Genomic DNA, 20,396 nt, shown 5'->3' on the forward strand with positions numbered 1-20,396 from the left:
CGTCACTGCACCTCCAGTTGGGTATACTGAATTTTCCCAGCCGGATTTCTGGGAATTTGGGAACATAAAACGGCAGAAAAAGCCTTTGCCGGAAAGCGCAGCGTTCGGGCAAGATGAAGGGTCACTTCTTTTGCCTGCTCTTGTGTTTGTGCGGTTAGATAGACTTTTAAATGATCGTCTGTTCCAACACAGGCACAGTCCAGCTGGGGGAATGTCTCGCGAATCAAACGCTCACATTCATCCAAACTGACCCGGTTCCCATATAATTTCAGAAATCGCTTTTTTCTTCCGGTAATATAATAGTAGCCGTCCTCGTCCCGGTAAGCCAGATCTCCGGTGGCTAAAACACCGGCCCAGTCGTCTTCGTTCCATAGGTTCAGTGCATTTTCCGCATAACCCAAGGTTACGTTGGCTCCTCGATAAATCAGTTCCCCTTCCCGGTTTGTTTCGGTGATTTCCTGTCCGTCTTCGGCGATCAGCTGAAAGGTACCGCCGGGGATTGCGATGCCGATGCTCCCGCACTTTTTCGCGGCCATATCCCACGGCAAATAGCTCATTCGAGCCGTTGCTTCCGTTTGGCCATACATGGCATAAAAGCGAATGTTTCGCTTTGCGGCAAAAGCGGCGCACTGACTGTGCATGGTGTGGGGCAGTTTGCCGCCGGCCTGAGTAAAGTAACGAAGGGAAGGAAGGGGACGATCGAAAAATCCGGCCCGTTCCAACAGGGTATAGGTGATAGGCACACCGCTCAGGCTGGTTGCTTGTGCCTGATCAAAAAAGTCCCAGAATTCCTGCTGTACCACGCTGTGCTCTGTCAGAAGAAGGGTTGCCCCGGCCAGAAGATGACTGTGCAAGATAGACAGGCCATAAGTATAGTGCAGCGGAAGAACGGTGATGGCTCGTTCTGATGGGGTTAGTTCTAAATACTCTGCAATGGCCTGAGCATTCGAGCGTAAATTCTCCATACTTTGACGAACGAGCTTGGGGCTTCCTGTGGAACCAGAGGTGGTAAGGAGCAGCGCAAGCTTTTGGAACATGGGGGGCGATTCATACCCGGTATCCAGCAATGCATATCCTTGGAGCTGAAGACGGACACAAAACTCAGGGTAATCTTTTATCAGCTCTTGCGGCAGCCAAAGGGCGCTGGGGTGGTATTGCTGTATCAGCTCCCGAGCCATTGCCGGTTCCAAGCTGCTGTCCAGCATCAGCGGAACGGCTTGCTGCGATAACAGTCCTACATAGCCCAAAATACAGCCAATGGTATTACGGCACAGGCAAAAGACCAACGAGCGCTCCTGTTGGGGTAGCTCTATTTTTTTGCAGGATTCCACAAGTTGGCCGTAGCTGACGCTTTGCCCTTTGGAATCCAGCAGGGCGCATTGATTGGGTGCGTGTTTTTCGATGGACAAAAACATATCAAACCTCCACGCCGTAGCCGCGCAGGATTTTTTTCCCTTTTTCAAAACTATTAAACAGAACAACATCGGTTGAGTTGATGGAAATATCAAAGGTTTCTTCCAGCATGGTAATCATATCCACGTGCTGTAAAGAATCCCAACGTCCGCGCAGATAAGTCAGTGTGCTGAGATCTTCACGCGTTACATCAAATAAAGATAAAAACACGTTCTCATATTTTTCTAAATCAGTCATCCAATCCCTCCTTTGCAACGAATGCATGCTGCCGATTGTGCGCCTGACAGAATGGGATATTCCACATTCTGCCAAGCGTACTTCACGGTTCTATTAGCAGTGGAAACGGCTGTGGTATTCTTTCATCAGTTCTTCATGGAAGTCTGGATGTGCGACGGCAATCAGTGCCAGCGCTCTTTCTTTCAGAGTCTTTCCTTTGAGCTGAGCCACGCCGAATTCTGTCACGACATAATCTACATCATAACGAGAAGTGGTGACGGCTGCGCCTTCATCAATGAGTGTTACAATTTTCGAGATTCTGGTTCCGTCTTTGCGTACTAGAGAAGAGGGCATCGCCATAATGGTGCGTCCGCCACGGCTTAGATTTGCGCCGCGCACAAAATCGACCTGACCGCCTACACCAGAAAATTGTTTTTTTCCAATGGAGTCAGACACAACCTGACCCAGCAGATCCACTTGTACACAAGAGTTGATAGAAACCAAATTATCGTTTTTCGCAATGATAGCAGGGTCATTGACGTAATCCACGGGATACATGGCTACGGAAGGATTGTTATTTACAAAGTCGTACAGGCGGCGGCTGCCCATCAGGAAAGTGGCCACACAGCATCCTTTGTGCAGTGTTTTGCAGCGGTTGGTGATTACTCCGGACTCTACCAACTCAACGACACCATCTGAAAACATTTCAGAATGGATGCCCAAATCTTGTTTTTCTTTCAAAAATAGAAGCACGGCATCCGGAATGGCACCGATTCCCAGCTGCAGGCAATCACCGTCCTGAATCAAAGAGGCACAGTGTTCGCCGATGGCTTTTTCCACGTCTCCGATGGTGGGTTTGCCCAGTTCCAGAAGCGGAACGTCTTCTTCTACAATGCAGTCCAGTTCACTGATGTGGATAAAGCTATCCCCCAAAGTGCGGGGCATGTTGGGGTTAATCTGGGCAATGAGAAGATCGGCACATTCCGCGGCCGGTTTCGTGTAGTCAACAGAAACGCCGTAACTGCAATAACCGTGATCATCAGGAGGGGACAGGTGAAGCAGTACCACGTTGGGGTGCAAAGTGTTCCGGAACAGATCCGGAATCTGGGAGAAATATACGGGGGTAAAATCGCCCCGTCCCTCTGCAATTGCAGCTCGGGTAGAAGCGCCTAAGAAAAGGCTGTTATGCCGAAAATTATCTTGATATTCCGGTTTGCAGTATTCTCCTTTTCCCATGGCGACCATGTGTACAATCTCTACATTTTGATACGCTGCTGCGTTTTTTACCATAGCCTCAACCAAAGCGGTGGGCTCTCCGGTGGCGTGGGCGATTACCACCCGGTCGCCGGATTTGATTTGTTTGACCGCTTCGTCTGCGGTCATGCGTTTTTTTTCATAAAGTTCCTGCCAAGACAAGCAAGATCACTCCTTTGTGGTTCCATCAACGGGAACCTTTCAGTTTTACTGTGGATTTTAAGCTCCGCGGCTGCGCATAAGCGCTCGGGCAGCTTCCATAAGCTCGTCGCTGACGCCGGTTTCCAGCGAAACGGCCCGTACTTGCGGAACGTGTGCCTGAACCGTTTCAAGCACGATTTCTTGAACGGTTTGCAGAGCTGCCGGGCAATTGGAGCATGCGCCCAGAAGGCGAACCCGTATCGTACCGTTCGAATAGTCCAAAAGCTGTATGTCGCCGTGATGCAGCACCAGTTGTGGACGAACATACTGTTGAAGTACCGTTTCAATGGTTGAAAGCATAGCTGCAGTCCCCGTTTATCTTAGATTTTGCAGGCGGCTTTTCCTGTTGGCAAAAGCCGCCTGTCTTTGTTGTGTTATTCGGAAATATGAGCGATTTTCTTCGCCAGCTTCTTCTTGGCACCCAAGTTACCCTGACGGGCGATCATGATGCGCTGTGCCTGCGGCGAACCGGCACCATGCATGGATTCGGTACGGTAACCGACCGCAGCTGTTCCAAGAGAAAGGTTTTCAATCAGGCGAAGGATTCTCAGGCGGTTTTCGGTGGATACGCGGGATACACCCTTCAGGTATTTCTCGATATACGGCCCGACTTTCTCGTCACGCAAATCCTTTTCAGAGGGAGCCGTTACCATCAGACCGCCGGCAATGTCTTCGGCCAGACGAACGATCTCGTACGGGAAACGGGTGACATTCTGCTTACAGACGTTTGCCAGCAGAAGATCGATGATGTAGTTTCCGGATTTGGTTTTTGTGCCTTCTGCGGAACAGGCAATCCCGCAGGCAAACAGGGTTTCGTTCAAATGAACCATTTCAATCAGTTTATCTTTTACGTGAGAAGCTTTGTCTGCACCGTTATATTCGGCGGCAACGGCTGCGGCTCCGATGAGCACATCGCCCACGCCCACCTTACAGCCGCCATAGCTTTGTCTGTGATATCCGGCAAAGCGCTCTACCATCATTCCGGCAAATTCTGCTTCGCCGTTGAGGAAGATGCGGTCATTGGGCACGAATACATTATCAAACACCACAAGAGCTTCTACTCCGCCAAATTCGCTGTTTCCAACGTCCATGTCAGAGCCTTCCAGCTTTCTGGTATCACAGCTTTGTCTGCCGATGATCATGAAGATGCCTTCGGAATCGGTGGGAACTGCAAAGGAAATTGCATAGTCTTTGTCGTCGGGACCCATTGCGATGGTGGGCATGACGATGACTTCGTGAGAATTGATGATTCCGGTTTGATGCGCTTTGGCTCCGCGCACTACCACGCCGTCGGGACGGCGCTCAACAACGTGAAGATACATGTCGGCGTCTGCCTGTGCGTGGGGGGCCAGACCGCGGTCACCCTTGGGGTCTGTCATAGCGCCGTCAACGGTCAAATCGTTTTCTTCTACATATGTAGCAAAGCGTTTGAAGTTCTCAAAATAATCGGTTTTGTATTCCTGATCTGTTTCATATGTGGTGGAGTACAAGGCGTTAAAAGCGTCCATTCCCACGCAGCGCTGAAAACACGAAGCGGTTTGCTGACCCAGCAGACGCTGCATTTTCACCTTTTTAATCAAGTCGTCTGTGCTTTGATGAATATGACAGAAGCGGTTGATACGATTGCCGGTTAGGGCAGAGGTCGCGGTCATCACATCCTGATATTCCGGCATCTGTGCCAAATCGTATGTCATACGCACCGAATTCAGGGACGGGCGCAGGATAGGATCATCCACCGGAGTTTCGATTTTTTTGCCGAACATGTAGATCTGCAGGTTCAGCTTGCGGATGCTTTCAATGTACTGTTCTCCAGTCATAAGTGCCATGATAAAATTCCTCCTGTATGTTAATTTTGATTAGACAATGGAAATAAAAGCCGTCTTATTTGGTTTCAGCCGCTGAAAGGGCAGACGGAACCTGGACGGATTCTGTTGTGGTGGTTTTTCTTCGAACCTTTTGAGCAAGAAGAATCAGCAAACGTGCAATGTGCCATTTATCCGCCTGCCGGAAGCAAACAAAAATTTTTACTCATAATTTGGCTGTTGATTATTCTTTTACGCTAACTGCACAGAGTTCAGGCTCTGGCTCAGGCTCTGCTTTGGGGTCTTCTCTGACAAAAATGTTTTGATCCAATTCTTTTTTATTGCCAAGTAACACCAATAAACTTAATACGACACCTACGCCAAGGCCCCAAGCCGCACCTCTTGCAACGATTACAGCGGCCATTACACCTGCAATGCCCAAATCATTTAAAGTACGTGCTTTGAGTATTCCGATTCTCACAGAAACATATCCTTGAACCATCATGGTCAAAGCCAGTGCTATGTTTAAAATAGGAGTAACCAAAGTGACGATAGGCAGCAAGAAATAGCCTGTCAAAGTACCAAATCGGAAGGAACCGGCCCCTCCGTATATGGAATCCATGGACTTTTTACCATGCTTGTATCTATCACATACCACAACCTGCATGGCTGCCCACAGAGGGCCGCACATCGTGATATCCGGGCCTATCAGTGACATTAAACAATTTCGCAGTCCAAATATTAAATGTGACCGGTTCGGATTATAGTCTATCAGTTCATCCGGACGAGCTTTTGCTGCGTCTTGCAACAATGCTTGTGCCTGAATCATTTCACCAAACAATATTACATAAGCGGAAAAAACCATTGGGATAGCCTTAATAAACATCATTGCGGGCGGAAAGCCGATGGACCAAAATGTCCAATGGCTCCACAGTTCACCAAATGCGGGGGCTGAAAATCCCCATTTAATACTTGGCCACACAGTTTCTCCTACCAGCGGAGCGACGATTACCGCTAACAATACGCAAGGCAAAATACCTAAATTTGAAATAGCCTGAAGAAATTTGTTCTTGTTTCTTATGCTTTTAAAATAGTTTGAAAATAACAGCCAAAATGCCAGGCCGATACAGATTGCAATTGACCAAGGATATTTTTGAAAATATCCGGTTTGGCCGAACACCGTATTTACAGCCGCAATTCCGGCACCCACGATGATACCGGCCTGCATACAATTCGGTATCAGTGTAATGATTTTCTTGCCGAGTCCGGTAATACCAAGAACTGCAGCAAAAACACCCAAACTCAATTCAAATGCAATCAGTGCCTGAACCCTTTCAGGCCCCATGGGAAATTCGCTGATATATAACATCAAAAGCGGTATAGCGGGTGTGACCCAACCAGGTACAACCGGATCACCCAGCAAAACATGGGTGCAATAAAGAATTCCATTCAGTACGACAATGGCCAAAGCAACTTCAAATGGCATTCCCAAATACTGTTGAAGCATTGGGACAGCTCCAAGACAGACTGCACACATCAAAAGTCCTTGAATATAATCTGCAATTTCAAATTTGTAGTGCACTCCGGGAAGACGTATTTTGAATGGACCTGCTGGTATGTAAGGACATTCTTTCCCATACTCTCTTTTATGTGCCATGCATTATTCTCCTTTACTTATTCTTTGGATGGTAAAGTTAAATGAAAGGACCCGCAGGTCTCCGCTCTCCCTTCTTTTTGAAATCCTGATACTATTTTTTCCATCAAGTTTTTCTCTCCTCATATCATATTTTACCCGCGCCCTTGAACCTCCCCCCTTAATTTTGGAGCGTGCTGCAAAAAATTCTGTCTGGTAAAATAATGAAGCAATAACGGTGCCAGTCAGCATAAAACACATGGCTTATTTTTTACATTTTCCAAATCGAACAATTTCGACAAAAAAATTCTAGCAATTTCACAACAAGAATTACAGACTGACTAAAGGGACATGCTGGTTTTTAGAGAAATTTATAAATAAAAAATATTAAATAAAAGGAATAATAGAAAATTTTTAATACAATATCACTATATTTCAAAAAGCCGTGTTTCAGTTTTAAAACAAAATTGCAGTTTTGAAACGAAATCAGACTATGGTTAATTGATTTTGCAATGAAAGAATAATATAAATTTGCTTACAAAAAAATACGTCATAAAACGGCGATATCAGCCGAATTATGACGTATTTTGTATTTTGTTTTATGGAAAAAAGTTTTGGAAAAGCCTCAAGCCTTTTCCATATATTTCTGACGCTTGCGCAAATAGGTTGCCGGATCCATATGCAGGCTTTGCGCGGCAGCGCGGATGCTGGGCTGGTTTTGATAAGCTTTATCTATGTATTCTTTTTCAATTTTTTCTAAAAACACCTTTAAATCGAATGGTTCATTCTTTTGTTCGGATTCCCAGTCGATCAAGTTCTTTTTCAGCATCAGATCGCTGCTGTCAATTTCGTCACCGTCGCTGATAATAAAAGAGCGTTCTATAACGTTTTTCAACTCACGAACGTTTCCGGGCCATTCGTATTCCATCAGGCTAATCAGTGCGGTTTGATTTACGAATTTTTTCTCGGAATACTTTTTATTCAGGTGATCCAGCATATGCTGCACCAATTTTGGAATATCTTCGGTTCGTTCTCGAAGTGGCGGCACGTTCACGGGGAATACATTCAGCCGATAATAAAGATCCTGCCGAAACTTTCCCTTTTTCACCATTTCTTCCATGTCCCGGTTGGTGGCGGCCACAATGCGTACATCGACCTTAATGGCCGTGCTGGAACCCACGCGAAGAATTTCTTGTTCCTGCAAAACACGAAGGAGCTTGACTTGCAGGTTGGGCGGTAGTTCGCCGACTTCATCTAAAAAGATCGTGCCTTTATTGGCTACCTCAAACAGGCCGATACGGCCCTCTCGGCTGGCCCCGGTAAAAGCACCCGGCATATAGCCGAACAGCTCACTTTCGGCCAGATTTTCCGCAATGGCTCCGCAATTTACTTTAATAAAGGGGCCATTTTTGCGGCTGCTTTTTTGGTGGATATAGGTGGCGATTAGTTCTTTGCCCACGCCTGTTTCCCCAAGAAGCAGAACCGGTGTGTCCAGCTGCGCAACTCGCCCCACCATACGAAGCAGATTAAGCATTTTTTTGTCACCGACCACCATGTTTTTCATTTGCAGCAGCTGTTTGCGAATAACCTCTATTTCATCGGTATGGCGCTGGGTCTCTTCGCGCTTTTTTGCCAGCTGCTGTTTCAGACAGTAAAGCTCTGAGATATCACGCACGTTGGTAACGACCATTACAACTTCATTTTGCTCGTTAAAAATCGGTGCACTGGTGACAACAGCACGCTTTCCGGTGCGGAAAGTCTGGTCTATTGTGACCGTCGTTCGGCCTTTTAAGGCAAGAAGCGAAGCCGAGCGGGAAATAAGGCCGCTTTGCTCGAGTTTTATCATGTTTTTACCGATTACCTCGCTGCCTTTTAGGCCGGAGATCACCTCATACGAATGGTTAATCCATATGGTATTGGCCTCTCCGTCCGTAATATAAATGCCATCAAAAGAGCTTTCCAGAATAGCGATTAACGCGTCGGTCGTATTATAGGCATTCGGGAAATCGGTTCTGTCATGCATATATACGGGATTTCGTTCCATACTTCCTCCTTTGTCAGCAAAACAGCTCTGGTGCATTTTTCAGGCAATCGATCAAGGCAGATTCTCTTTTGCTGCCAATCTTTTGTGGTGGGATTGGAGCCCAGAGCCTGTGTCTTTCATACGGTTTTTTCACTTACATCTGATGCTTGACCTTTGTTTCTCTTAAAGATCATTCATTTTTACTATTATATCAAAAAGAAAATTAAAATCAAACCAGATTTTGTAGCTTTTATTCATTGTTTTTAAAAAAATCGGTTTTGCGGTATTTGTCACAGATTCTCAAAGCAGCTGCATATTGGATGATTTCTATCCCTTTTTAGCTGTATTTTCTCCGTTTTGAAAAATATTAAGATAGCATTTACTATAAAATTGAAAAATAGCGGATTTGAATTGGTGAAAAAAGATCACAGCCAAGTGATGAAAACCAGATTTTATTTTGCTTATTCTGTTAAGAAAGCGAATTCTATTTCGTATTGTTATTTTCACTTTAAGAAATATTGTAACAGGAACTATTTTCCAAGTCAATGAAGCAATGCCGGCAAAAACTGTTTAAGGGCTGGGGAAGAGGAACGAATTCATGGGGAAAATTGATTTAAAATGAGTGTTCATAATCTGCTGTTTCTGTCTTGACAATCTAAAATAGACATGATAAAATTGCTGAGATATATTTCGTACAGAGAGCACGGTTCGTGCTGATATAGAGGCGAAAGTTATTATTTTTAAAATAATAACTTTCGCCTTTGTTGTTTTCTGGAACTTTTTCGGCAAAGCCGGAAAAGAACTGTTTTAGATAATTTTGAGGTGAAAACATGAAGCAAAACAAACCCTTCCATCTGTTCGGTGCAGTTATTGCCACCGGACTTCTATCATTTTCCGGCGTGTTAATTGAAACGGCAATGAATGTGACCTTTCCGTCACTTATACAGGAATTTGGTGTCAGTACAGTTGAGATTCAATGGGTAACGACCATCTATCTGCTGATGATTTCGATTATTGTGCCGCTGTCTTCTTATTTAAATCGTAACTTTTCTGCACGCACTTTGTTCATTACAGCCAATTTGCTTTTTTCACTGGGCATCTTGATTAATTGTTATTCTCCCACATTTTTTCTTTTGTTGCTCGGCCGTTTTCTTCAGGGAATAGGAACCGGTATTGGACTGCCTCTTATGTTCCATATTATCCTGACAAAAGCGCCGATTGAAACACGGGGGATGATGATGGGGCTTGGTACATTTACAACATCGATAGCCCCTGCCGTTGGGCCCACATATGGCGGATTGCTGTCCAATTTACTGAACTGGCGTTATATCTATATCATTTTAATGCCGTTTCTGGTGTTTTCTCTGATTCTGGGGCTCTACTCCATTCCCAAAGAACCGCGAAAAGAGAAACAACCGATCCATTTTCCCGGCGTTTTTTTCCTGGCCGTTACGTTTACCTTTTTTATCATGGCGTTAAGTGCCGGATCGGCCGTTACTTTTGGGCTGTTTTTAGCCGTGGGAATCGTGGGCGGACTGCTGTTTTTGCGTTCCAATCAGCATTCCACTTTACTGCAGTTGTCAGTGCTCAAAAACCGCCAATTTTCATTCTTATTATTTAGCCTTTTGGTGTATCAGGCACTGTTATTGGGACTGTCTTTTGTATTGCCCAATTATTTGCAGATTGCCGCTGGATTTAATGCTTCGGTTGCCGGAATGTTTATGTTTCCGGGTGCCCTGGCAGGTGCCTTGCTGGCCCCTGTTTCAGGCAGATTGTTAGACAAAGTGGGAGCAAACAAGCCCATTTTGGCCGGTTTGTTCACGGCCTTTATCGGCGTTATGCTTCTGGCACTGCTGCTGCATACCAATTCCATTGTATTACTGATAGGTTCTCATTTGGTTCTGATGATTGGTTTAGGGTTTTCTTACAGCAATTTGATGACCAGCAGTTTGAATTTGTTAACGCAGGATCAGCTTTCAGACGGCAATGCCATCGTCAATACTTTGCAGCAGTTTGTTGGAGCCGTTTCTACGGCATCCGTGGCTGCGGTATTCTCTTTCTTCCAGCAAAAAGATGGGTTTGAACACGGAACTGCATCCGGAGCAACGGCAGTACTTTTTATTTTCTTCTTCTTATTGGTGGCCAGCATATTTTGTGCTTTTGTTACATTGCATAAAAAAAGAGTGACTCTCAGTGCAACAGATAACCCCCTTTGCGATGCACATAAATGAGGCATATCCGTTGATAGGCTGGAGTGAAAATCCAGCCTGCGATCCGGTGTAATGCAATAACATATTTTTGATAAAATCCAAGAATACATTTGCTGGAATAAAAAGGGCTGTAAGCTAAAAGGTTTGCAGAGATTCACCTGATTTCATGCAGTATCCGCTCCGGTGTTTCGCTTTTTAGAAGCTTAGAGACTTTATCCATGAAATCGTTTGAATTGGGTGTGAAATATCATCTGATTGAAACGATTTTCTTGATTTTATATGGATGTTTTTTTAGGTATACTTGGCAGGGAAATTCCTAATATGCTTTTATCAAAACCATACTGGAATGGATGTGTTATAATAACCTCACGCCGCAGGCAAAAGCCAAGGCTTTTGGCGGCTGAGAGAACATTGCACCATAGTTAGGCTGTGATTATCGGTTTGGCAGTTTTATGAGTTGGCAAAATGAAAGCCATGGTTTAAATAACCTCACGCCACAGGCAAAAGCCAAGGCTTTTGGCGGCTGAGAGAATATTGCACCATAGTTAAGCTGTTATTGCTGGTTTGGCAGTTTTATGAGTTGGCAAAATGAAAGCCATGGTTTAAATAACCTCACGCCGCAGGCAAAAGCAGAGCTTTTGGCGGCTGAGAGAACATTGCACCATAGTTAGGCTGTGATTATCGGTTTGGCAGTTTTATGAGTTGGCAAAATGAAAGCCATGGTTTAAATAACCTCACGCCGCAGGCAAAAGCAGAGCTTTTGGCGGCTGAGAGAACATTGCACCATAGTTAGGCTGTGATTATCGGTTTGGCAGTTTTATGAGTTGGCAAAATGAAAGCCATGGTTTAAATAACCTCACGCCGCAGGCAAAAGCAAAGGCTTTTGGCGGCTGAGATGCAAAAGAATTTGTCTTTTTATGCTATAATAAAAGAAATGTATTGGTATGAGGTATCGTGTAAAAGTCAATGAAGTTGCGCACCTTTCGCTTCTCTTAGAACCGTGGGAAGATGTGTTGCAAAGCGATAAATTCTATGTGAATTTTGCGTGATTTCACGCATGGATACCGCATACACTAATAGAAAGGCTTTTCTCAGGAACAGCAGGGGATTAGGGGATTGCGCTGAATGGGTGAGCCTGAATATGTCAGGTTCATTTATTAAAGTGGGATTGGAAACAGAGGATGGTTTTATGAAAAAGAACGGAAAAGCGGCTATCATCCATTCCTTTAAAAAAATTTTGTCCCAAAAAACAATGGATAAAATTACGGTAAAAGAAATTTGTGAGCACAGCAATGTAAACCGCCAGACATTCTATAATCATTTTGAAGATATTCTGGATGTGTTCATCACAGTGTTTCGGGAAGAAGTGTCTGCCGAAATTGCACAAAACAGAACGGTGGGCACATGGCAAAGCGGTTTTTTGGCTACTATGGGATATCTGAAGAAAAATGCGAAACAAATTTTTCATGTGTATCATTCTTCTTATTGGCCGCAGATCCATTTATATGTTTCAGATTTTTCAAAGGCTTTGCTGGATGGCGTCATAGAAGAATGTGTGGTTTCTATGGATGTGGAGCTGGCACATCGGGATCGAAATTTTATTATTCAATTTTACCGATATCTGTTTGAAGGATTTATTATTGATTGGATTAAAGAGGGGATGGAGGAAGAACCGAATCTTCTTTTAGAACGGCTTTTGATTATGATTACCGGAAGTATTCCGCGTTCCATTGAATCTTTTCAAAAAGCTTCGCTCAAACCGAATCACCATTGGAATGAAAGTGTCACATAATCGACACTTTCATTTTTTTGTCTATTGAAGAATGATTGACAAACTTGTATCATGAATTTAACGGATCGTCATGGATTTGTTACAATTTGTTTTCAGATTCATCCTTGACAAGCGGCTCCATCTTAGAAACAGAAAGCCAAATCAATCAAAATCATCAGATTTTGAGAAAAAGAGATTTGAGCAAGGGGTTTCTATTTTTTATGATCAAAGGAGGATGTAACGTGTCAATTTTTCAATTTGCCGAAGGAGTGTCTGCGTTCAGTGTATGGGGTGTATGGATTGTTGTTTTCGCAGCGCTGTTTCTCTTTAATGAAGCGGCGCGCAGATCCAAATATTTTGGATTTTTCAGCTTTGTCATCCTTCCCATTTTCCTGTCAATCTTATGGTTTACTGTATTTCGAGACACCACTTATACGGATTGGTTCCATTTGGCTAAAGTGTATTCCGCCACGGCCGGATGTATCGGTTTTTGGTGTATTCGGCATCTGCACGGGAAAGACAAAGCAACCGGAAAAGAATGGAAGCTGTCTGAAAAACGATGGGCGCTGTGCTTTCCTCCCTTGATTCTTGCCATTAATATTTTAGAAGCTGTGGCACGAGATTTTCAGGTTGGTTCCCAATACCGGGGCGGAGGAATTTTAGCAGATGACGCTATGTATGTGCTTGGCGGCAGCTGGAACTATATGAATGCCATCGCTGGTATTTTAAACATTATCACCATTACCGGGTGGTTCGGAATTTGCATCCGCAAAAAGACGTCTCAGGACACAAGCAAAGATATGCTTTGGCCCGATATGCTTTGGTTTTGGATTATTGCCTATGATTTGTGGAATTTTGCGTATACATACAACTGCCTGCCGGGTCACGCCTGGTATTGCGGCTTTGCGCTGCTTTTGGCTCCCACTGTTTGCGCTTTCACCGTGGGAAAGGGAGCCTGGCTCCAGCACCGTGCGCAGACACTGGCCATTTGGTGTATGTTTGCTCAAACCTTCCCGGCCTTTATCGATCAAGGTGCCTTTGCCGTTTCTTCTTCTTATGATACGGGCATGCTGTTTGCGTTCAGCTTTCTGGCGTTGGCAGTAAATGTGGCGGTATTGATTTATATGGTCTATAAAGCAGTAAAAAGCAAGAGAAATCCTTATCTGGGCGAGCTGTATACTGATCTGAAAGCATATCGTCAGGTGAAATCACTGGCAGAATAGTTTCTGAATCACGAAAGCAGCAAGAAGGGCCGTTTTAGATTAGTCAGATCTTCTTTCTGGTGCCTCTTCACTTTTTATGGAACCAATTTCATAATGGGGGCTGCTTTTTAACCGCAGTAAAGAAACGAAAAAGCGGTATAAAACGGACATCGGGTTCTCGGTAAAACCAGTGCTCTGAATTGTTCTCTATTTTAATCAAGATTAAAATATCATTTTACACAATTTCCCCTGTGGCAGATATAAGCCGCAGGGGAAATATTTTTTAGAGAAGATAAGGCAGAAATGCCTGCGGATTTTTAATGATCGGGTGCTAAATTTGCATAGACTAATTTTTCTATGTTTCATATAATTTTTTTCCTGTGCTAGTAAAATATGCCTATTTTCCGGCTATAAATCATTACTAAATTGTTAATTTATCAGCCAAATATTGTATGTAGTCAATCTATGGTTGTATTTCCCCTCACTCTAGATGTATAATGGATGTATCAATAATTGTGATTGATTTTGTGGGTAGAACATTCCGTGAGAATAAAATAGAAGAGCATTGCAGGGGATGCTTCGGAATGAAAATGTTTTATCAGACAGAAAACCCGGTATAGTTACCGGAAACTTGAAACAATAAAAAGAAGAATAAAAGCGTCTTAGGAGGAACATATGACAGATATTAACTTGGAGCAAACTCAACCTAAAATAACCAGTAAGCTTCAGCAATTGATTGCTAAATATCATGCCGATCAGGATAAGCAAAGCTATAGAGAAATGATGGAGCAATTTAGAACAGCCGGCAAGCTGTGGGTGGCCAAGTCCCCCACCACAAAGAACTATTTACTGAACTATGTGGATTCTGTGCCCACTGCTTATCTGTTTTCTGACAAAACCTATTATGAGTTGTTTGAAAAAGCCTGCAAAGAGAAAAATGTTGCGGTAGAGTGCGAAGAAACAACTGTGCCGCAAAGACTGCGGCTGTTCAGTGATTTATACCGCAGTGGATTTGAAGGCATTGAGATTGATAAAGGCCAAGTTGCGATTCGTATGAGCCTGTTTACCGTAATTGAGAAGCCCGATTTTTCAAACCTGCCGGAAAATAAGCGCCCGATTATGAATCCTTCTTTCATGAGAGCTGCCAACGCGTTTCTGCAGGCAACCGAATGGGATCAAGTAACTGACGGACTGAAAAACGATTTGCTGGAAGAGATTTTTTCCGCTTCGTATTTGCTTCCCATGGAATCCAAGGGGAAAGATGTGGGACAGGTCAAAAGAAGAAGCACCGGCAAAACAGTGATGAAAAAGAACAGCGAACTGTCTTTGCCGCTGATTCGCAATACAGAAGCGCAGCATTATTTTCCGATTTTTTCTGATTTGCACGAATATGTAAAATATGACACAAAAAGGCAGTACAAAATTCTTGAAGTCACTTTAGAAGATATCAAAGAATTTATAGCCGAAGCAGACGGCGCCGTCATCAATCCTTTTGGTGCCAACATCGTTTTAAATAAAAACATGCTGGATGAAATGGAAACACTCGAAACAGAAAAATAATGCCTAATTCCTGTGAGAAAGGAAACAGAAGATTTTTCTGTTTGAAAGGCAAAAAACCGGGGCACAGTGGTGTCCCGGTTTTCATCATTTATTTTCGTTTCACGGCCTTCATAATCCACAGCAAGATAACAGAACCTAAAATGGCGACCAGAACGCTCCATACATTGAAACCGGTAATGCCGGTTCCTCCCAAAAGATTTACGACAAATCCGCCGATAAAGGCACCGATGATACCTACGATAATATTTGCGAAGGCACCCATGGATTCATCGGTATTCATTATTTTGCTGGAGATCCAACCGGCTAAAGCACCGACGATCAGCCAAGAGACGATTCCCATACAACAACCTCCTTTCGTTTTCGTATGGTTTATCAGATGATTTATTACTCAATAAAAACAAATCATCCTAATACAAATCTTTTTACAACCCCCAGCACTATTATCTGTTTTTATAAATGAGATACTCATAAAATAAAGATATTTTTTCAATTTTCAAATTTAGGTGTGGTTGACTTGTATACGCGCTCATGTTAGCATGACAAAGTGAGTGTGGGATCAATAGAAAAACAAGGAAAAAGGAGAAGTAAAATGACAAAAATACAAAAGGTGAAGTGTGTATTTTTCAGTGCCACAGGCACAACAAAAAAAACAGTGACGTGGATTGGCAAAACGGTGGCAGATCAATTGGGTTTGCCTTGTCAGGATATCGATTTTACGCTTCCCCAGAACAGACAGGAACCGTTAGTGTTTCAGCCTGAGGATCTGGTTGTTTTCGGAACCCCAGTTATTGCAGGAAGAGTGCCGAATGTTCTGCTGAAATTTTTGGATACTTTACAGGGTAATGGAGCCGCAGCAGTTCCGGTAGTATTGTTTGGCAACCGGAATTATGATGATGCATTGATGGAACTGCGGGATATTTTACATAACAAAGGATTTCAGCCGATGGCGGCCGCTGCTTTTGTGGGGGAACATTCTTTTTCTTATATTTTGGCAAAAAACAGACCCGATGATTTGGATTTTTCTATTGCGACCCATTTTGGACAAGAAGTAGCAAAAAAAGTTCAGGGATTCCAAAATGCAGAAAACTATCCGCTGATTGAAGTGGAAGGCGTGCCTTATCCATATCGGGGATATTACCAACCCAGAGATCGCAAGGGGAATTCGGTGGATATTCGAAAGGTAAAACCGGTGACCAGTGATGCTTGTGTTGACTGTAAGCTGTGTGCGAAAATCTGTCCTATGGGTTCCATTAGCTATGAAAATGTCAGTGAATATGTGGGGATTTGCATCAAGTGCGGGGCTTGTATTAAACAGTGTCCGCAAAAAGCAAAATACTATACCGATGAGGGTTATTTATATCATCAGCATGAGCTGGAAGAAGGTTTCACTCGTCGTGCAGAACCAGAGCTTTTTATATAAGTCTTTGAATTTTTGTTAAAGTTTATAAAAAATAAATTTTAAAATAGATAATATAACAAAAAATGCTTTTTTTCAAAATAATACTTGAAAATTATGCAATTGCATGATATTATAGTCAGGCAGTTCGGCGGAAAACAACTTGAATTTTGCCGGATTTTGCCTATGGGGGTATAGCTCAGCTGGGAGAGCGCTTGAATGGCATTCAAGAGGTCAGCGGTTCGATCCCGCTTATCTCCACCATATCGTAAAAGAGATCGTTGAAATCCGGAAGATTTCAACGGTCTCTTTTCTATCACCCTGTTAAGAGAAATGAGAGAGTTTAGATGAATTCAATCAATAACAAGATCAACACACGGGACACATTGCGAAAGAGAGAAGATTCTGTGCAGAGCTTCTCCGCTTACAATGGGATCACCATTACAAAGCTGGAAAAGGATGTGGCCGAGGGGGAGCTGATCATCACACCCCAATCCCTGAACTCTGGGGGGATTGTTCACGGCGGCTGCCTTGCCACGCTGGCCGATACGGTAGCGGGCAATGGTGTTGCCAGCGCCACCGGACACATGTGCGTCACTGTGAATTATTCCTTCCACTTTTTAAGCCCTGCCTTTGGGGACGGCCACAAAATTTATTGTCGGGCAGTTCCCCAAAAAATCGGACATACCCTCTGTCTGTACGGGGTTTCTCTGACGGATGACAACGGGCGGGAGGTAGCAGCTGGATCCTTCACCTTCTTTCTAAAAGAGCCGCTGTGAATGTTTGTCGGCAGCGGCATGAAAAGAAGCACAGCGGCCGCAGACTTTTCTTTTGTGCTTGAATACAGGTTCTGAAATATTTCAACCTTGTAAGCCAATATACATCATTTTGTGTTGAGGAAGCATATCAAAGCTTTCCTAGTTTTGATATAATGGCTACAAAGTTGGCTACATTGTGAATTTCTTTTTTAAAAGTGGTTTGAAAGCATTCATTATAATAGATTATACATTGAAAAATTTTTGATATGCTTTCATAAAAAGGAGTAGGAATACAATCAAATAATGCTTATTTATGGCATTCAAGAGGTCAGCGGTTCGATCCCGCTTATCTCCACCAGACTAAGAAGCCTGTAACTTAACGGTTACAGGCTTCTTTTTTCTATGCATTTATATTTTTTATCGTGGATTTTTCAATTGGCTACAAGAATAGGCCATTGATTTTGGTGGTAGAAGACGATAAAGCTGTTCAAAAATGGATCACTACCACATTGGAAACACAAAATTATCAGTACCACACTGCCGAAACCGGGGAAGCTTCTATTCTTGAAGTTGTTACAAAACAGCTGGATATTATGATCTTAGACTTACGCCTTTCAGACATGGATGGGGGTAGATATTATTAAAAAAGTTCGGGCATGGTCGAATATGCCTATTATTGTATTAAGCGCACGCAGCGAAGATTGAGATAAGATGAATGCACTTGATGCAGGCGCAGACGATTGTCTGACAAAACCATTCAGTGTTGGCACGGCTTCGGGTAGGAGACGACGGGAAGTCTAGCGGATGTGTTTGAAGAATATGACAAAGTGAAACGGTGACAGGATAATATGAGATAAAAACACACGAAGTTTCAAATGGCGTGGGGAATCGTTGCAGTTCGGCTTATCTTTGCCATGATTGTCTTTTTGACACGCTAATGGCTATTGATTCCAGAGTGGGTTTTTGGGCACTATAACGCAGTGGCGCAGAGATCATCAGTAGGGAGAGAAAGTCGGCTCTGGTTCCATCTCTTAAAAAAGAAAAGAATGGTGAATTTGTACAGAATAATTATGATAATTGATACATAATTTATATTGAATAAGAAAAAGAAAATCAATATAATGACAGGGCATTAATTGTTCTTTGAAAAATCATATCTATATTGCTGTTTAAAACGTAGCTGGAAACACGCAGCATACTGCTGGTATCATCGATACCGATTAGCGTATGCGGGTGTTTTGTGGCCAACCAAACCGCCGGCAGTACACCAGTCATATAGTCTATGAAACAAAGATTGTTATGTATTTAATACTAGGAGGTAATTATGAAAAGAACCCTGCTTGTAAAGAATGTAAAACATCTTGTGACATGTGACGCGGATGACAGACTGCTGGAAGGAGTGAATGTGCTGATAAAGAACGGCGTAATAGCCGAAGTGGGAAGCGATGCGCAAACAGCGGATGATGTGATTGACGCATCGGATATGGTGATGTATCCAGGGCTTATTAATACTCACCATCATTTATATCAAACGTTCAGCCGTAATTTGCCCCAAGTTCAAAAGATGGAGTTATTCCCATGGTTAAAAACTTTATATGAAATCTGGAAGTACATAGACGAGAACGTGGTTTATTACAGTGCCCTTACCGGGTTGGGGGAGCTGTTAAAAACAGGGTGTACCACCTGTTTAGACCACCATTACCTGTTCCCAAAACATGCCGGGACAGGATTTTTGGATGCCCAATTTGGTGCAGCGGAGGCGCTTGGCATCCGTTTTCACGCTACAAGAGGAAGTATGGATTTAAGTGTGAAGGACGGCGGTTTGCCGCCGGATTCTGTTGTTCAGACCATCGATGAGATTTTAAAGGACTCTGAAGCAACTGTGAAGAAATTCCATGACGACAGCCGGTATTCCATGCGTCAGGTGGCATTGGCTCCTTGCGCTCCCTTCAATGTGACCGGGGAACTTTTGCAGGAATCGGCAAAACTGGCCAGAAAACTGGGGGTAAGGCTTCATACTCATCTGGCAGAGACAAAGAGGATGAGGAGCGATTTACCCTTTCCCACTTCGGTATGCGTCCTTTAGCATATCTGGAAAGTCTTGATTGGTTAGGCCCTGATGTATGGTTTGCCCACGGGATTCATTTTAATGAAGAGGAACTAAGGCTTTTGGCCAGGACTCAGACTGGTGTAGCCCATTGCCCTATTTCTAACATGAAGCTGTCTTCGGGCATTGCTTCCATCCCGGAAATGCTTGATCTGAATGTGCCTGTCGGTTTGGCGGTGGATGGATCCGCCAGCAACGACGGCTCTAATCTTCTGGAAGAAATGAGAGTAGGCTACCTTCTGCACAGGCTAAATGACAGCCGGAAGGCGCCTACCGGATATGACATGCTGAAAATCGCCACTAAGGGCAGTGCAAAGGTGCTGGGCCGGGAAGATTTAGGAGAAATTTCTGTAGGAAAAGCAGCGGATTTCTTTCTGGTTAATTTCAACCGTATTGATATGGTAGGTGCCCAGTTTGACCCAATGTCGGTTTTGTGTACCGTGGGATGGAAGGGCAGCGTGGACTATACGGTTGTAAACGGCCATATTGTTGTGAAAGAAGGCCGGCTGGTGCGAATGGACGAAGAAAATTTGGTTGAGAAAGCAAATGAGGTCGTAACTGACTATTTGAATCACTGAACCATTCTCTGTATCACGGAACAGAGTGGCTGAAGATGCCGCTCTTCTGTCCATTGGGAAGATAGAAAAGGTTAGCGGCTCGAGCTCGCTTTTTTTCACCAGAAACAATAGCCATAGGGTTTTGATCCTATGGCTATATTTTTATTTATCGTGATAGGAACTGAAAAACAAACATTAGAAAAAGACGGACGTATTTTTATGTAGAAATACGCCCGTCTTTTTTTATTTGCTCATTGTCAGTGAAAACAGGTAAGTTTGAAGTGAGAACAACA

14 protein-coding genes, 1 tRNA gene and 2 pseudogenes are annotated in these 20,396 nt (G+C 43.6%); 9 read left to right on the forward strand and 8 right to left on the reverse strand.

The features are described from left to right. Positions 1 to 2: 2 nt before the first annotated feature. The 7 genes from C1A02_RS07095 to C1A02_RS07125 all read right to left on the reverse strand — a co-directional run bounded on the left by C1A02_RS07095 (position 3) and on the right by C1A02_RS07125 (position 8,563). Positions 3 to 1,415 (reverse strand): AMP-binding protein, encoded by a 1,413-nt coding sequence (locus C1A02_RS07095; protein WP_101697529.1) that lies wholly within the window; start codon positions 1,413 to 1,415, stop codon positions 3 to 5. A gap of 1 nt (position 1,416) precedes the next feature. After that, positions 1,417 to 1,650 (reverse strand): acyl carrier protein, encoded by a 234-nt coding sequence (locus C1A02_RS07100; protein ID WP_101697530.1) that lies wholly within the window; start codon positions 1,648 to 1,650, stop codon positions 1,417 to 1,419. A gap of 93 nt (positions 1,651 to 1,743) precedes the next feature. Continuing rightward, complete coding sequence (locus tag C1A02_RS07105) at positions 1,744 to 3,045, reverse strand: acetyl-CoA hydrolase/transferase family protein (protein WP_101697531.1); 1,302 nt, start codon at positions 3,043 to 3,045, stop codon at positions 1,744 to 1,746. 57 nt (positions 3,046 to 3,102) lie between these two features. After that, a complete protein-coding gene (locus C1A02_RS07110) occupies positions 3,103 to 3,384 on the reverse strand; it encodes a NifU family protein (RefSeq protein ID WP_101697532.1) in 282 nt (93 codons plus the stop codon). A 74-nt stretch (positions 3,385 to 3,458) separates the two neighbouring features. Next, positions 3,459 to 4,910: a 4-hydroxyphenylacetate 3-hydroxylase family protein gene (locus tag C1A02_RS07115; protein WP_101697533.1), complete on the reverse strand. Its 1,452-nt coding sequence runs from the start codon at positions 4,908 to 4,910 to the stop codon at positions 3,459 to 3,461. 220 nt (positions 4,911 to 5,130) lie between these two features. Next, entirely contained in the window at positions 5,131 to 6,393 is a 1,263-nt protein-coding gene (locus tag C1A02_RS07120) for a solute carrier family 23 protein (RefSeq protein WP_243577949.1), read from the reverse strand. A 751-nt stretch (positions 6,394 to 7,144) separates the two neighbouring features. After that, positions 7,145 to 8,563: a sigma-54 interaction domain-containing protein gene (locus tag C1A02_RS07125; RefSeq protein ID WP_101697535.1), complete on the reverse strand. Its 1,419-nt coding sequence runs from the start codon at positions 8,561 to 8,563 to the stop codon at positions 7,145 to 7,147. An 809-nt stretch (positions 8,564 to 9,372) separates the two neighbouring features. Between C1A02_RS07125 and C1A02_RS07130 the strand changes: the two genes are divergently transcribed. The 4 genes from C1A02_RS07130 (at position 9,373) to C1A02_RS07145 (ending at position 15,285) form a co-directional block, all read left to right on the forward strand. Continuing rightward, positions 9,373 to 10,773, forward strand: a complete 1,401-nt coding sequence (locus tag C1A02_RS07130) for an MFS transporter (protein ID WP_101697536.1) — start codon at positions 9,373 to 9,375, stop codon at positions 10,771 to 10,773. A gap of 1,120 nt (positions 10,774 to 11,893) precedes the next feature. After that, entirely contained in the window at positions 11,894 to 12,544 is a 651-nt protein-coding gene (locus tag C1A02_RS07135; protein ID WP_243577950.1) for a TetR/AcrR family transcriptional regulator, read from the forward strand. Positions 12,545 to 12,744: 200 nt separating this feature from the next. Continuing rightward, positions 12,745 to 13,746 carry a DUF5692 family protein gene (locus C1A02_RS07140; RefSeq protein WP_370737794.1) on the forward strand — a complete coding sequence of 334 codons (1,002 nt, stop codon included), beginning with the start codon at positions 12,745 to 12,747 and terminating at the stop codon, positions 13,744 to 13,746. A gap of 654 nt (positions 13,747 to 14,400) precedes the next feature. Further along, complete coding sequence (locus tag C1A02_RS07145) at positions 14,401 to 15,285, forward strand: SseB family protein (RefSeq protein ID WP_101697538.1); 885 nt, start codon at positions 14,401 to 14,403, stop codon at positions 15,283 to 15,285. A gap of 88 nt (positions 15,286 to 15,373) precedes the next feature. On the opposite strand, the gene C1A02_RS07150 is transcribed toward C1A02_RS07145, so the two are convergent. Continuing rightward, the gene (locus C1A02_RS07150) at positions 15,374 to 15,625 is read right to left on the reverse strand and encodes a GlsB/YeaQ/YmgE family stress response membrane protein (protein WP_101697539.1); all 252 of its coding nucleotides are present in this window, start codon (positions 15,623 to 15,625) and stop codon (positions 15,374 to 15,376) included. A 249-nt stretch (positions 15,626 to 15,874) separates the two neighbouring features. On the opposite strand from C1A02_RS07150, the gene C1A02_RS07155 reads away from it, so the two are divergent. The 5 genes and pseudogenes from C1A02_RS07155 to C1A02_RS07175 all read left to right on the forward strand — a co-directional run bounded on the left by C1A02_RS07155 (position 15,875) and on the right by C1A02_RS07175 (position 20,124). Continuing rightward, positions 15,875 to 16,705: an EFR1 family ferrodoxin gene (locus C1A02_RS07155; protein ID WP_101697540.1), complete on the forward strand. Its 831-nt coding sequence runs from the start codon at positions 15,875 to 15,877 to the stop codon at positions 16,703 to 16,705. A gap of 164 nt (positions 16,706 to 16,869) precedes the next feature. Further along, positions 16,870 to 16,945 (forward strand) — tRNA-Ala (locus tag C1A02_RS07160). An 83-nt stretch (positions 16,946 to 17,028) separates the two neighbouring features. Further along, positions 17,029 to 17,460 carry a PaaI family thioesterase gene (locus C1A02_RS07165; protein ID WP_101697541.1) on the forward strand — a complete coding sequence of 144 codons (432 nt, stop codon included), beginning with the start codon at positions 17,029 to 17,031 and terminating at the stop codon, positions 17,458 to 17,460. A 413-nt stretch (positions 17,461 to 17,873) separates the two neighbouring features. Continuing rightward, a pseudogene (locus C1A02_RS07170) lies at positions 17,874 to 18,228 on the forward strand (response regulator); the annotation flags it as partial. A 535-nt stretch (positions 18,229 to 18,763) separates the two neighbouring features. Further along, positions 18,764 to 20,124, forward strand: a pseudogene (locus tag C1A02_RS07175) (8-oxoguanine deaminase). Positions 20,125 to 20,396 lie beyond the last annotated feature (272 nt).

Source organism: Clostridium minihomine, assembly GCF_900240385.1.
Lineage (GTDB): Bacteria > Bacillota > Clostridia > Oscillospirales > Acutalibacteraceae > Faecalispora > Faecalispora minihomine.